Source organism: Clostridium sp. CTA-17, assembly GCF_054767895.1.
The window spans coordinates 31,903-45,983 of record NZ_BAAABF010000003.1; the positions used below are offsets into that span (position 1 = coordinate 31,903).

Annotated in this window: 12 protein-coding genes and 1 other annotated feature; of the genes, 4 read left to right on the top strand and 8 right to left on the bottom strand. The window is 28.6% G+C overall.

Translation table 11 applies throughout. From position 1 onward, the window contains the following. Positions 1–29 precede the first annotated feature (29 nt). Together feoB and ACYUCG_RS06665 are read left to right on the top strand one after the other, a co-directional pair. Positions 30–1,793, top strand: coding sequence for a ferrous iron transport protein B (gene feoB / locus ACYUCG_RS06660; RefSeq protein ID WP_060796718.1), 1,764 nt, complete (start codon positions 30–32; stop codon positions 1,791–1,793). A gap of 14 nt (positions 1,794–1,807) precedes the next feature. Beyond that, positions 1,808–1,957 carry a FeoB-associated Cys-rich membrane protein gene (locus tag ACYUCG_RS06665; protein WP_003459783.1) on the top strand — a complete coding sequence of 50 codons (150 nt, stop codon included), beginning with the start codon at positions 1,808–1,810 and terminating at the stop codon, positions 1,955–1,957. Between the two features lie 45 nt (positions 1,958–2,002). Here the strand turns inward: ACYUCG_RS06665 and argS are convergent, their stop codons facing one another. After that, positions 2,003–3,700: an arginine--tRNA ligase gene (argS, locus tag ACYUCG_RS06670; protein ID WP_110028829.1), complete on the bottom strand. Its 1,698-nt coding sequence runs from the start codon at positions 3,698–3,700 to the stop codon at positions 2,003–2,005. A gap of 101 nt (positions 3,701–3,801) precedes the next feature. Beyond that, positions 3,802–4,008: a binding site (T-box leader), on the bottom strand. A gap of 173 nt (positions 4,009–4,181) precedes the next feature. On the opposite strand from argS, the gene ACYUCG_RS06675 reads away from it, so the two are divergent. Continuing rightward, positions 4,182–5,690, top strand: coding sequence for a Ppx/GppA phosphatase family protein (locus tag ACYUCG_RS06675; RefSeq protein ID WP_003449448.1), 1,509 nt, complete (start codon positions 4,182–4,184; stop codon positions 5,688–5,690). A 97-nt stretch (positions 5,691–5,787) separates the two neighbouring features. Here the strand turns inward: ACYUCG_RS06675 and ACYUCG_RS06680 are convergent, their stop codons facing one another. From ACYUCG_RS06680 to ACYUCG_RS06690, 3 genes are all read right to left on the bottom strand, one after another. Continuing rightward, on the bottom strand, positions 5,788–7,002 hold the full coding sequence (locus tag ACYUCG_RS06680; RefSeq protein ID WP_221388865.1) for a CapA family protein: 1,215 nt from the start codon (positions 7,000–7,002) through the stop codon (positions 5,788–5,790). A gap of 166 nt (positions 7,003–7,168) precedes the next feature. Continuing rightward, positions 7,169–7,789, bottom strand: a complete 621-nt coding sequence (locus tag ACYUCG_RS06685; RefSeq protein WP_460268345.1) for a site-2 protease family protein — start codon at positions 7,787–7,789, stop codon at positions 7,169–7,171. 204 nt (positions 7,790–7,993) lie between these two features. Further along, the gene (locus ACYUCG_RS06690; protein ID WP_060796723.1) at positions 7,994–9,373 is read right to left on the bottom strand and encodes a PhoH family protein; all 1,380 of its coding nucleotides are present in this window, start codon (positions 9,371–9,373) and stop codon (positions 7,994–7,996) included. A 221-nt stretch (positions 9,374–9,594) separates the two neighbouring features. Between ACYUCG_RS06690 and ACYUCG_RS06695 the strand changes: the two genes are divergently transcribed. Continuing rightward, on the top strand, positions 9,595–10,209 hold the full coding sequence (locus ACYUCG_RS06695; protein WP_003459802.1) for a 3'-5' exonuclease: 615 nt from the start codon (positions 9,595–9,597) through the stop codon (positions 10,207–10,209). 36 nt (positions 10,210–10,245) lie between these two features. Here ACYUCG_RS06695 and ACYUCG_RS06700 read toward each other — a convergent pair whose 3' ends face one another. The 4 genes from ACYUCG_RS06700 to ACYUCG_RS06715 all read right to left on the bottom strand — a co-directional run bounded on the left by ACYUCG_RS06700 (position 10,246) and on the right by ACYUCG_RS06715 (position 14,077). After that, positions 10,246–10,575 (bottom strand): single-stranded DNA-binding protein, encoded by a 330-nt coding sequence (locus ACYUCG_RS06700; protein WP_003459777.1) that lies wholly within the window; start codon positions 10,573–10,575, stop codon positions 10,246–10,248. A 280-nt stretch (positions 10,576–10,855) separates the two neighbouring features. Next, the gene (gene purB, locus ACYUCG_RS06705; protein ID WP_003459773.1) at positions 10,856–12,286 is read right to left on the bottom strand and encodes an adenylosuccinate lyase; all 1,431 of its coding nucleotides are present in this window, start codon (positions 12,284–12,286) and stop codon (positions 10,856–10,858) included. 242 nt (positions 12,287–12,528) lie between these two features. Next, complete coding sequence (locus ACYUCG_RS06710; RefSeq protein ID WP_003459789.1) at positions 12,529–12,789, bottom strand: HPr family phosphocarrier protein; 261 nt, start codon at positions 12,787–12,789, stop codon at positions 12,529–12,531. 94 nt (positions 12,790–12,883) lie between these two features. Next, a complete protein-coding gene (locus ACYUCG_RS06715) occupies positions 12,884–14,077 on the bottom strand; it encodes a pyridoxal phosphate-dependent aminotransferase (RefSeq protein WP_277163138.1) in 1,194 nt (397 codons plus the stop codon). Positions 14,078–14,081: the final 4 nt, after the last annotated feature.

A 14,081-nucleotide genomic window follows, 5' to 3' on the forward strand; every position in this document is an offset into this window, starting at 1 on the left:
ATAGAATAATTTAATTAGGGGGAAAACTAATGACAACAATAGCCTTACTCGGTAATCCTAATGTTGGTAAAACTACTCTTTTTAATGCCTTAACAGGCTCTAACCAACATGTAGGAAACTGGCCAGGTGTTACAGTTGATAAAAAGGAAGGATTTTTCAACTCTAACAAAATAGTGGATTTACCTGGTATATATGCTTTAGATACATTCTCTAACGAAGAAAAGGTATCTAAAAAATTCTTAGAATCTGGAGATGTTGATTTAATATTAAATATAGTAGATGCTTCTAACCTAGATAGAAACCTATATTTAACTATGCAACTTAAAGAATTCAAGAAGCCAATAGTATTGCTTCTTAACATGAATGACATCGCTGAAAAAAAAGGAATCAAAATTGATCCTAAAAAATTAGAAAAGGCTTTTAATCTTAAAGTAATTCCTATAACAGCATCTAAAAAAGAAGGTTTAGATGAGGTTAAAGAATTCTTAAATAAAGGTAATTTCGAAAAATATTTAGACAAAAATAGTTATTCATTTAAGGATGAGGCTCATACTTATAAATTTATTGAAGATAAATTATCAGACTGCTTTAATAGATCAGGTAATTCTTCAACTACTTTAACAGACAAGTTAGATAAAATATTTTTAAACCCATGGCTTGCATACCCATTATTTATAGCACTTATGTATTTTGTATTCCAATTTACATTCTCATGGGTTGGACAACCTATTTCAGATGCTTTAGACGGATTCTTAGGTGATACTTTCATGCCATACTTAAGTAATCTATTATCAGGTACTGCTCCATGGTTCCAATCATTACTTGTTGATGGTATCGTAGCCGGTGTAGGTGGAATTATAGTCTTATTACCAATAATATTAGCTCTATTCTTATGTATAGCAATATTAGAAGATAGTGGATATATGGCTAGGGTTGCTTTCTTAATGGATAAGTTCATGAGAAAAATAGGACTTTCAGGAAAGGCTTTTCTTCCTATGATAACAGGATTCGGATGTACAGTTCCTGCTATTATGTCAGCTAGAACTTTAGAAAGTGAAAAGGATAGAAAACTTACTGCTCTTTTAGCACCATTTATGTCATGTAATGCTAGACTACCTGTATATGTAATATTTGCTGGATTATTCTTCCCAGATAATGCATCTATGGTTGTTGCATCTCTATACATATTAGGTATATTAGTAGCTTTCATATTAGGCTTAGTATTTAAAAATACTTTATTCAAGAAAGATGAAGAACCATTCATTATAGAGCTTCCTGAATATAAAGTACCAGAAGTTAGATCTGTATTAGCTCAACTTTGGGATAAATCAAAGAGCTTCTTAAAGAAAGCGGGAACTATTATCTTTGCAATGAGTGTTGTTATTTGGTTCCTTCAAAGCTTTAACTTTACTGGAATGGTTGAAGATATAACTCATAGTTTCTTATATAACATAGGTTCATTTATAGCTCCAATATTCGCTCCATTAGGATTTGGAGATTGGCAAGCTTCAGTTTCATTGTTAACTGGTTTAATGGCTAAAGAAACTATAATATCAACAATGGAAGTTATTTATAAAGGTGATTTAACTCATATGTTACCTCAATTCTTTACAGCACTTTCATCTTACTCATTCATGGTATTTGTATTACTTTATACACCATGTATAAGTGTTGTAGGGGTTATGAAAAAAGAATATGGTGGTAAGTTCACAATTTTATCAGTAATATTCCAATTCCTAGTTGCTTGGATAAGTGCCTTCATAATTTATCATATCGGTTTATTAATCTTTTAAAGAAGGTGTTTTAAATGGAAATTCTTATTACAGCTTTAATCGTAATAGCTGTTGTGTTTATATTATACAAAAACTTCAAAAAATCATCTAAAGGACAATGTAGTGGTTGCAGTGGATGTGCTTCAAAAGGAAGTTGTCCTAGTAGAAAAGATAATAAGAAGTAAAAAAATAACCAATTCCAAATGGAATTGGTTATTTTTTATTATAAATTACATTTTTTCAACTACATCTATTCCTATTAAGAATAAAGCATTTTTAATAACTTGAGCAGTAGCTTTTATAAGTTCAAGTCTTGCAGCCTTTAATCCTTCATCTTCTACATTTAAAACTGTATGATTATTGTAGAATTTATTGAAAGCCTTAGCTACTTCTATTGAATATCTAGTTACAACTGAAGGTTCTAACTTATCTATTCCTAAAATTACAGCCTTTTGTAATCCTTCTAGAGTTTTAGCTAATTCAAACTCTTCTTTTGAAGTTAACTTTGTGAAATCTGGCTCAGCTGTTATGTTTTGTTCTTCAGCTTTTCTTAATATACTCTTAGCTCTTGCATATGAGTATTGAACATATGGACCAGTTTCTCCATCAAAGCTTAACATCTCTTTCCAATCGAAAACTATATCTCTTTCTCTTGAGTTCTTTAAGTAAGTAAATAATATAGCTCCTATACCTATTTTCTTAGCTACCTCTTCTTTATTTTCTAATGAAGGGTTCTTTTCTTCTATAGTTTCTCTAGTTTTATCTATAGCTTCGTTTAATAAGTCTTCAAGTAAAACTACATTACCTTTTCTTGTTGAAAGCTTTCTATCTGCAAACTTAACTAATCCAAATGGAATGTGTACGCAGTTTTTAGCCCATTCATTACCTGCTAATTCTAATGTTTTGAATACTTGGTTAAAGTGTAATATTTGGTCCTTACCAACTACATATATACATTTATCGAAGTTATATGTTTTATGTCTATAACTAGCTGCTGCTAAGTCTCTTGTAGCATATATTGATGCTCCATCTGATTTAACAACTATACAAGGTGGCATATTGTACTCATCTAACATTACAACCTTAGCACCATTACTCTCAGTTAATATATTAGCCTTTTCTAATTCTTCTACTACTGTATCCATCTTATCATTGTAGAAGCTTTCTCCAGCCCAAGAATCGAAATCTACTCCTAGCATACCGTATATCTTATTAAATTCTTTTAAAGATAAGTCTTTAAATCTTTCCCATAGAGCTACAGCTTCTTGATCCCCATCTTCAAGCTTCTTAAAGTACATTCTTCCTTCATCTTCAAGTTCTGGATTATTTTCAGCTTCATCATGGAATTTAACATATATTCTTAAAAGCTCATTTATTGGAGCCTCTTCTAAAGCTTCTTCATTTCCCCATCTTTTATAAGCTGAGATTAACTTACCAAACTGAGTTCCCCAGTCTCCTAAGTGATTTATTCTTATTGGATTATATCCTTCAAAGTTTAACATTCTATATAATGAATGTCCTATAGCTGTTGTGAATAAATGTCCAACGTGGAAAGGCTTAGCTATGTTAGGTGATGAATATTCAACTACAACATTTTTTCCCTCTCCTATTTTAGAAGAACCATATTTATCTCCTTCTTCTAAAACTTTGCTTATTATATTTTTTGAAAAAGCTACTTTATCAACAAAGAAGTTTAAGTAAGGTCCTAAACACTCTACTCTTTCAAATCCCTCTTTATTTATCTTTTCAGCTAATTCAGCTGCTATCATATTAGGAGCTTTTCTCATAACCTTTGCTAATTGGAAGCAAGGGAATGCAAAGTCTCCCATTTCTGGCTTAGGTGGTATTTCTATAAGTTTTTCTATGTTTTCTAATTCTAGATCAACATGTTCTTTAATTCTTTCTGCAACTAACTTTTTGTAATCCATAATTGTCCTCCTTATTTTATCTGATTTTAAAACATATATTATAATGACATTATTGCCAAAATATAAATTTATTTACAATATAAAAAACCGCCTCTTTGTAACAAAGAGACGGATATATCCGCGGTACCACTCTAATTGGTTAAAAACCCACTTTATAATTTAACGCATAAGCGACACTTTAATAAATTTACTAGTTATTAAAATGCAATCTCAGAGGCTCTCTTCATCTAAACTATTCTATAAGGCTTACACCATCCCTTACTCGCTTAAGAAATCATAAAGACTACTCTTCTCTTCACAGACTTTTTATATTATATTTTCTTAATTTATTATAGTATTTTACCTTAAACCCTGTCAATATCATCTTTCATTTATTATGAATAATATTTTATTTTGAAATATCCATTGAAAACTTCTTTGAAATTCTATAGTATCAGTATTATAATCAAATTATATTTTAAACAAGTAGAGGGGAAAAGAAATGGATAGAATAGGAGTAATAGACATAGGCTCTAACTCTGTAAGATTAACACTTGCTGAAGTTGAGAAGTCTGGATATTTTAAAATAATTGATGAATTAAAAGAGCATATAAGACTTGGCTCTGATTTCTTCGCTTGCTCTGTTTTAGACGAAGAGAAAATTAAGCTTACAATCTCATCTATAAAAGCTTTTAAATCTATGTGCATCTCTTGTGGTGCATCAAAAATTATACTTATAGGTTCAGAAAGCATTAAAAATGTAGATGAAAAAATTAATCTTAAAGAAATAATAAAAAAAGAACTTGGATTAGACCTTAGAATATTATCTAATGAAGAAGAAATTCATTATAACTTTTTAGGAGCTAAAAATTCTCTTTATATAGATAATTCTCTTCTTTTAGATATAAACGGAAATAACACTCATTTATGTTGGTTAAAAAACAACGAAATTTATAAAGAAGTTACTCTACCCTTTGGATATGTAACTTTAACATCCTTATTCCAATTAAACGACATGATTGGATATGAAAATAATACAAACTGTGTTAATTATATTAAAGAACACCTTGAAAAAATAGATTGGCTTAAAGATAATTCATTTAAATCTGTTATAGGTGTTGGAGGTTCTTTCAGAAACCTAGGAAAAATTGATAGACGTAGAAAAAGATATCCTATTGATATAGTTCATAATTATGTTCTTTATGACTATGATATTGATGAAATGTTTCATCTACTAAAAAGTAAAAATCTTCGTCAGAGACAAAAAATTGAAGGACTTTCTCCATCTAGAGCTGATGTCATAGTTGCTTCTACAGACTTAATAAAAGAAGTTTTAAGCTTCACAAATACTAATGAAGTAATAATATGTGGTCGTGGTCTTAGAGAAGGACTTATATATGAATATATAATAGATAGATTCCATACTTATGATGATATTTTAGATGTAAGTTTAAAGGGAATTATGGATACTTTAAACATAAATATTCCTCATGCTCAAAATGTATGTAAACTTGCTTTTTCACTATTTGAAGGGTTAAAACCACTTCATCATTTAGGAGATGAATTTAAGAATATATTAAAAACAGCCTCCTTACTTCATGATTGTGGTATAAGCATAAGATATTATGATCACCACGTACACTCATTTTATATTATTTTAAACTCTCATATAAGTGGATTAACTCATAAAGAAATATTATTAAGTGCCTTATGTGCTGCTTACCATAGAAATAACTCTTTCCAAGCTCCAATTGCTAAATATTCAACTATAATAAATAGATTAGATGTAAAACATGTAGAGTATTTAGGAGTTATTCTTAAGCTTGCTGAAGGCTTAGACAGAGGATTAACTGGCCATGTAGAAAATGTTGATGTAATAATTAATGAAGATACTGTTAATTTAAAACTTCATTCTGAATATGATTTAGAATTAGAGCTTCGTCAAGCTAGAAGAAGTTCTAAAGCCTTTGAAGAAGTTTATAATAAAAATCTAGTTATTGAAAAAGCCTAAATAAAAAAGTTTATGGGAAACTATTCTCCCATAAACTTTTTTAAACTTACATCCCTAAATTTATTTAAGCTTAAAGCACTCTACTTTCCAATAAACTTTATTTCTCTACTATAGATTTAGTTGATTGTAAAGACTTATTTAACTGATTTAAGGTTTCCTTATCTAGTTTTTTTCCTTCTTCACTATTTAAAGTCTCTTCAACTGGTAATATATAATAATCTGATTTTTTATTTTCTCTTGGAATTTTATATACCCAAGTTGGAGTGTAATCCCATTTCTCTATTTTAACCCCTTTTCTACTCTTATCTAAAGTTAAATTCAATATGATACCATCAGCTGTTCTTCTATCTCCCATAGTCTCTAATCTTTGATTAGATATAAAATTACCTAAAGAATAAGCTACTAAAGTCTTATTTCCATCTTCACCCTCTATTTCCTCTATAGGCTGTATAACATGAGGATTACTTCCTAATATTAAGTCAACTCCATATTCATTTAAGGCTTCAGCAATTTTCACTTGATATTTACTAGGCTCAGTTTTATACTCTACACCCCAGTGCATTCCAAAGACTATAAACTCTGCTCCCTCATTCTTCATCTCTTCTACTAAGGCCTTCATCTCCTCTAGTTTCTTATCTAATTTATTATAAGAAAATGTATTTAAATTCATATCTTCAGGAATTTTATGACCATTTAGCTCTCCCTCTTTGCTCTCATAAGTATAAGAGGTAAATCCTATTTCTATTCCCTTTACTTTTTTAATAATATACTTCTTATTTCCAATAGAAGTCATCTCTTTATCTATTTTTTCTCCAGTTTTACTAGCTCCCTCTACTCCCTTATCTAATGAATGATCCGTTGCTATATTTATAATATCAAATCCCGTATCTTTTAAGGCATCTATCATGGAATCTGGCCCATTATAATTAGGATATCCAGAATATCCTATTTCTTCTCCAGCATAAGTTCCCTCAATTGTTCCATAGGCTATATCACTTTTTTCTATGAAGTTCTTTACATACTTAAAATTATTCATGAAATCATAGGCCTTATTTTCTTCATTATATGCAGACCATATTTGTTCATCATGTAATATTATGTCTCCTACAGCACTTATATTAACCTTTCTTCCCAAGCTAAACATATCAAAAAATCCCTTTTTATCATTCTTCTTAATTACTTCTTTTTCCTCAATACTAGCTCCCTTTATTGTTACAACATTATTGCTTATAACATTATTTATTACTAAAACAGAACAAACAATAAGTAGAGAGGCTAAAATTATTTTCATTTTTTTAGACATTCTTATCATATTCTCACCCCTTTATATATTACCATATTTTTACATTTTATTTCAATTATCTTTCCATAAAAAAAAATTAGATTAGATATTAAATTTGAAAATAACTTATAAATCAAGAGTTATTTTCAAATTATAAACCTAATCTAACTAAAGTATTATAAATTTCAAATTATGATTAAATCAATAAACCTATAGAATATACAAAAGCCATGACCAATTGAGATGGTATAGCTAATACATATCTTCCAAGTAATATTATAGCTATAAGTATAGGATAATAATATTGATATACTATTCCAGATAACTTATAGAATAATTTAGGCTTAAGATCCTCTAAAATTCTAAAACAATCAAGTCCTGGAAGTGGTAATATATTAAATACAAAGAAGTTTACATTTAATATTATTATATATTGTAATATTAAAAATATAATTTGAGAAAAATCTCCTCTTAAACCAAAAAATCTTAAGTATAAGCCTGTAAGCATTACTCCAATTATAGCCACAACTAAGTTTGAAAGCCATGCAGCTATATTAACTTTAAGAGCATCCTTCTTTGGATTTTTAAATGCATATTTATTTATCTCTACAGATTTACTCCAACCAAATCCAAATAAAGCCATCATTATAGCACCAGCTATATCAACATGCTTTAATGGATCTAAGGTTAATTCTCCTTTAAACCTTGGTGATTTATCTCCTAATTTATCTGCCATTTTGGCACGAGTATATTCTTTAACCGAAAAAGCTATTAATATTGCTGGAATACTAAGAAACGCATCTAATAAAAATTGCATAATCAAGACCTCCTTATTTTGTATTTTAAATTATACCATAAATTTCTTGAATTTATTATGCAGTAAACTTAATAATTTATTAATTTTAATTTTTATATCAGCATATTTTTCTACAAATAAGATTATATATTTCTCTAAATATTTAAAAATAGAGGTTTCTTTCCTCCCTATTTAGGAGTAAGAAACCTCTTAAAACTTTAAATATTATAATCTTTTTGCAGCTTCATAAGCCAATTCACTTCTCTCACATTCGTCATATTTTAATGTAACTTGATAGCAAAGATGACTTCCTTTCATCTTTTCTGAAGCATAACAAAGTCCATTGCTTCTTGAGTCTAAGAAAGCTTGATCTATTTGCTCTGGATCCCCAACTAGTATTATTTTTGATCCTTCTCCAGCTCTTGTTATAATTGCTTTAACCTGCTTTGGTGTTAAGTTTTGAGCTTCATCTATTATAATCCAATTCTTTATTATACTTCTTCCTCTTAAATAAGCCACAGCCTCTGTTGTTATTATCTTTCTTTCAAAAAGCTCCTCTATTTTATCATTTAACTCTCTTTCATTTGAATATCTTTCTTTCTCATCTGAATCTATTAAAATCTCTAAATTATCATATATAGGTCTCATAAATGGAGCTATTTTTTCTTGCTCAGTTCCTGGTAAATAACCTATTTCTTCATCCATTGTTACATTTGGTCTGCAAACTAAAATTCTTCTATATTGTCCACTTTCCTCTTCTAATATTTTTTGTAATCCCACAGCTAATGAAAATAAAGTTTTTGCTGTTCCTGCTGGCCCTTTTATAATTACTAAAGGAGCATTTTTAGCATCAATGCTCAAACATTCTAGCATAAATTTTTGCCCAACATTTCTAGGACTTATTCCCATAATATTATTGCTATCTTTGTAAAGTAAAGGTCTTATAACTTTCCCATCAAATCTCCCTAAGGCAGTTTGTTTATCATTGTCATTACAGTGTATTATTAAAAATTGATTAATCTCTAATTTTGGTTCCACATAACATTTATTTTCCTCATCATAGGAGGTTAAATCTTTTTTCTCCATAAATTTATTTTTAAAGAATTTACTTAAGCATTCAGAACTTGTGTAAACTTCCATTCTTCCACTATATTGTTCTTCAAATTCCGGAACTACAACCTCATAAAAATCCTCTGATTTTATTCCAACAGTATCAGCCTTTATTCTCTCAAATATATCCTTAGTTATTAAACAAACATCTTCTCCCTTTTCCTTTAAGGCCTTACAAATTTGTATTATTCTGTTATCAGGCTTGCTTATATTCCATGCTTCTGGTATTTCAGTATTATAAAAGTTAGTAACCACCTTAAGCTTTCCACCTTTAGGCAAATCAACTCCTTCACTTAATGACCCATTTAATCTAAGTTTATCTAATTCTCTTGCAACATTTCTAGCATTTGCCCCTAAATCATTATTCATTTTTTTAATATTGTCTAATTCCTCTAGAACCACCTCTGGAATAATAACGTTGTTATCTGCAAATGAATATATAGCTCCTGGTGAATATAGCAATACATTGGTATCTAATATATAAGTTTTCTTCAAAACAATCACTCCTTTAGAATAATACAGCTATAATAATCAAACTTGATTTTCATTTGTTTATATATTAATATTTAAGAATACTCAATATAATTCTTAAATATTGATATTTTGTAATCAAAATTTCTATAATCTATAATATATAAATTTTAAATTAGATTTTATTAATAAAAATTTTAGTTTATACTATTATATGGACATTAGAATATGGGAGGCCTTAAATAATGAAATTACTTTTTTTTGATACAGAAACTACAGGAGTCAAACCTGGAAGCATATGTCAGCTTAGTTATATCCTTGTAGACACTTCAACTAAACCTCAAAAAACAATAGGTAAAAATATATTTTTTACAGTTGATGAAATGGAACCAGAAGCTGAAAGAATCCATGGTTTTTCCTTAGAGAAATTATATGAATTAAGTGAAGGGATGTACTTTGAAGATCTTTATGCTGATTTCATAAATGACTTCTTAGAAGCAGATTTTATAATAGGTCATAACGTTCAGTTTGATATTAAATTCTTAAAACATGAATTACTAGGTCTTGGAGAGTTCTTTGAACCTAACAACGTATTTTGTACTATGAAATATTATAAAGATATTTGTAAAATATTAAGACCTACTGGAGATTATAAAAATCCAAAACTTGAAGAAGTAATCAAACACTTAAATATAACTGATTCTGAAATAAGTGAAACTGCTAATAAGTATTTCCAAGGTAGTGGAAACTATCACGATGCTAGATTTGATACAGCAGCAACTTATCTTACTGTTATAAATGGTATAAAAAAAGGATTAATTCCAAGAAATTATTTTACAAAACTTTTAGAAGCAAAATAAAAAGATATATTTTCACAATATATCTTTTTTTCTTTACTATGAAATCTCTTTTTCTTTTGCTTTATTAAGAAGATTTATATTAGAAGTTTGTATATTTGTATAATATCTAACTTCTCCACTTTCACTTTCGTATCTACTTTCTACTATTTCTCCACTTACAGAGACTAAGTCTCCTATGTTCACAAATTTCTCTAAGAAATCCACTGTAGATTTACTCCAAGTAATTACGCTTAAAAAGGTCGTTGTTTCTTCTCTTCCATTAAAACTATTAACAGCTATTCTGAATCTAACATATTTTTTCTTATTTTTAGATTCCTTAACTTCAATTTTAGTAGCAACTCTTCCAATAAGATCCACTTTATTCATGCTTTTCATCTCCTTGATTATAATTTATCTAAAGTATTGACCAAATTTAAGAGTCTCAAACATGTGTTCTTTAAAAAATTTTTAACAAATCAATTTAATATAACATAAAAATTTATTCTTTATTATAAATGTTAAATATTGTTTTTATCTTTATAATTTTTTTAAGCCAAGAGTTATATGAAAACTCAAAGTAAAAATTCATAAATATTTTTATGAAATTTTTAATTGTTTCCATAAAAAAGAGCTATTAAAGATAAATCTTTAATAGCTCTAAATTATATTAAACTGTTATATCACTACTTAAGCTAGCTGCATCCTTATTAGCTTCTATTATAGGGTTTACATACTCATCAATAAACTCTACAACTTGGCTTGGAGCTCTACCAACAAATTTAACTGGATCTATTATAGCTATAATTTCTTCTTTAGAAAGATTAAATGAAGGATCATTTATTATTCTTTCTATTAAATCATTATTAAGCCCTTCTCCTTTAACTCTTTGAGCAGCATCCATAGAATGAACTCTTATTCTTTCATGAAGTTCTTGTCTATCTCCGCCTTTTTTAACTGATTCCATCATTATATTTTCAGTTGCCATGAAAGGTAATTCTTGATTTACATGAGCTTCAATAACTTTATCATAAACTACCATATTCTCAGCAATATTTATATAAAGATTTAAAACTCCATCTAAAGCTAAGAAAGCTTCTGCTACTGCAATTCTCTTATTAGCTGAATCATCTAATGTTCTTTCAAACCATTGAGTTGAAGCTGTGATAGCTGGATTTAATGCATCTACTATAACATATCTAGCTAATGCACCCATTCTTTCACTTCTCATAGGATTTCTCTTATATGCCATAGCTGATGATCCTATTTGATTCTTTTCAAATGGTTCTTCTATTTCTTTCATACTTTGAAGTAATCTTAAGTCATTTGAGAATTTATAGGCACTTTGTGCAATCTCTGATAATGTATTTAAAATTATAGAATCTAATTTTCTTGGATAAGTTTGACCTGTAACTCCAAAACTCTTTTTAAATCCCATTTTTTCTGCAACAATTTTATCTAAAGCTTTAACCTTTTCTTCATCACCTTCAAAAAGATTCATAAAGCTTGCTTGAGTACCAGTAGTTCCTTTTACCCCTCTTAATTTTAAAGTTGATAATAAGAAATCTATGTTCTCCATATCCATTACTAAATCTTGCATCCATAATGTAGCTCTCTTGCCTACAGTAGTAAGCTGTGCTGGTTGGAAATGAGTAAATCCTAGAGTAGGCATATCCTTATATTCTAAAGCAAATCTTTTTAAATTATTTAAAACTGCAACTATTTTTTTCTTTATTAATAATAATGCATCTCTCATTATTATTACATCTGTGTTATCTCCAACATAGCAGCTTGTTGCTCCTAAATGTATGATACCTTTTGCTGAAGGACATTGAAGTCCATATGCATAAACGTGACTCATAACATCATGTCTAACTTCTTTTTCTTTCTTTATTGCTTCTTCATAATTTATATCTGAAATATGACTTTTAAGCTCTTCTATTTGCTCATCAGTTATATTTAATCCTAATTCTTTTTCACCCTCTGCAAGAGCAACCCATAATTTTCTCCATGTTGAAAATTTCATATCATCTGAGAAAATATATGACATTTCTTTTGACGCATATCTTGAATTCAATGGTGTGCTATATAAATTTTTCACTTTGTACCCTCCTAAAATAGAAATGCTAATTTAAGTTTATTATATCATAGGATAAGTTTATTATAAATAAATTTATCTATTTTTTATCTATCATTCGTGTTTTTACCTTTATTATTAATAAATATCCTAAATCTAAAACTCAAATGTACGTATTTCATTTATAGTTTTTGAAAAATAACAAAAAATTATTAGAATAAATTTATAAAAATAAAAGGATTCCATTAGGAACCCTTTTACGAAGATTACTCTTCTAAATTTTCGATTAACTTAGCTATTTCTTCAGCTGCTAAAGCTTCATCATCACCACTAGCGATAACCTTAACATTAGCGTCTTTAGAAACTCCTAATGATAAAACTCCGATTAAGCTCTTAACATTAGCTTTTTTTCCATTGTACTCTAAGCTTATGTCTGATTTGAAAGCTGAAGCTTTTTTTACTAGTAAAGTTGCTGGTCTAGCATGTAAGCCTGTTGAATTTTTAACTATAACTTCTTTAGTTACCATTATAAACACCTCTTTACTTTTATTTGTTATTTAACAATACTAACTTCTTAATTATACTCATTTTTTTAGAAAATTTCAACAACTTAAGAAAAGATTAATCTCTATTCATAAGTTTATTAACAAATTCTTTTATTCTTTTTAAGCCCTTAATTATTTCCTCTTTAGATGTAGCATAAGATAGTCGTATGAAGTTATCTTCCCCAAAAGCTATTCCTGGTATTACAACAACATTTTCCTGTTTTAGTAATAGGTTTGCAAATTCCATTGAACCTTTTATATTAGCTTTTTTTAGAACCTTAGACACATCAATCATTACATAAAAGGCACCCTTTGGCTCTATAAAAGTAAGATCCTCAATTTCACTTATAAGTTCTATCATAAGCTCTCTTCTTAAACTAAATTCTTTAACCATATTCTTTATAGTTTCCTGATCTCCATTTAAGGCTTCTAAGGCAGCAAACTGAGCTATACTATTTGTATTTGATGTCATATGACTCTGAACATTATTCATTACCTTAATTAGCTCTTCATTGTAACAAGCTGCATATCCAATTCTCCATCCAGTCATTGCATAAGCCTTAGAAAATCCATTTATAACTACTGTTCTCTTAAAGGCATCTTCACTTAATGAAGCAATACTTATATGTTCTTCCTTTCCATATATAAGTTTTTCATATATTTCATCAGAAATTATTATAAGATCATTTTCTTCAGCAAACTTTGCAATAACTTCTAAATCTTTTTTTGAATATACTGTTCCTGTTGGATTATTTGGTGAATTTATTACTATTGCCTTTGTATTTTCACTTAAAACTGATTTTAATTCGTCATAAGTAACCTTAAAATCATTTTCTTTTTTTGTTTCTATAAAAACAGGAACTCCATCACTTAATTTAACTAACTCAGGATAACTTACCCAATATGGTACTGGTATTATAACTTCATCTCCTGGATTTAAAATCGCCATAAATACATTAGCTAAAGATTGTTTAGCTCCTGTTGAAATAATTATATTTTTAGTTCCATAGTTAAGTCTATTATCATCATGTAATTTCTTTACTATAGCCTCTTTTAATTCTACTATTCCAGATGTAGCTGTGTATTTTGTCTTTCCTTCTTCCATAGCTCTAGTGGCAGCTTCTATTATATTCTTAGGTGTATTAAAATCTGGCTCACCTACTCCAAAGCTTACTACATCTATTCCTTCTTTTTTTAATTCACCAGCTTTAGCTGTTAAGGCTAAAGTTAGTGACGCCCCTATATTTTGTGCTTTTCTAGATAATATCATCTAA

Coding starts and splice junctions, on each gene's coding strand:
- ACYUCG_RS06665 (WP_003459783.1), top strand. CDS start 1,808: ATGGAAATTCTTATTACAGCTTTAATCGTAATAGCTGTTGTGTTTATA.
- ACYUCG_RS06680 (WP_221388865.1), bottom strand. CDS start 7,002: ATGATAAGAATGTCTAAAAAAATGAAAATAATTTTAGCCTCTCTACTT.
- feoB (WP_060796718.1), top strand. CDS start 30: ATGACAACAATAGCCTTACTCGGTAATCCTAATGTTGGTAAAACTACT.
- ACYUCG_RS06710 (WP_003459789.1), bottom strand. CDS start 12,789: ATGGTAACTAAAGAAGTTATAGTTAAAAATTCAACAGGCTTACATGCT.
- argS (WP_110028829.1), bottom strand. CDS start 3,700: ATGGATTACAAAAAGTTAGTTGCAGAAAGAATTAAAGAACATGTTGAT.
- ACYUCG_RS06685 (WP_460268345.1), bottom strand. CDS start 7,789: ATGCAATTTTTATTAGATGCGTTTCTTAGTATTCCAGCAATATTAATA.
- ACYUCG_RS06700 (WP_003459777.1), bottom strand. CDS start 10,575: ATGAATAAAGTGGATCTTATTGGAAGAGTTGCTACTAAAATTGAAGTT.
- ACYUCG_RS06675 (WP_003449448.1), top strand. CDS start 4,182: ATGGATAGAATAGGAGTAATAGACATAGGCTCTAACTCTGTAAGATTA.
- ACYUCG_RS06715 (WP_277163138.1), bottom strand. CDS start 14,077: ATGATATTATCTAGAAAAGCACAAAATATAGGGGCGTCACTAACTTTA.
- ACYUCG_RS06695 (WP_003459802.1), top strand. CDS start 9,595: ATGAAATTACTTTTTTTTGATACAGAAACTACAGGAGTCAAACCTGGA.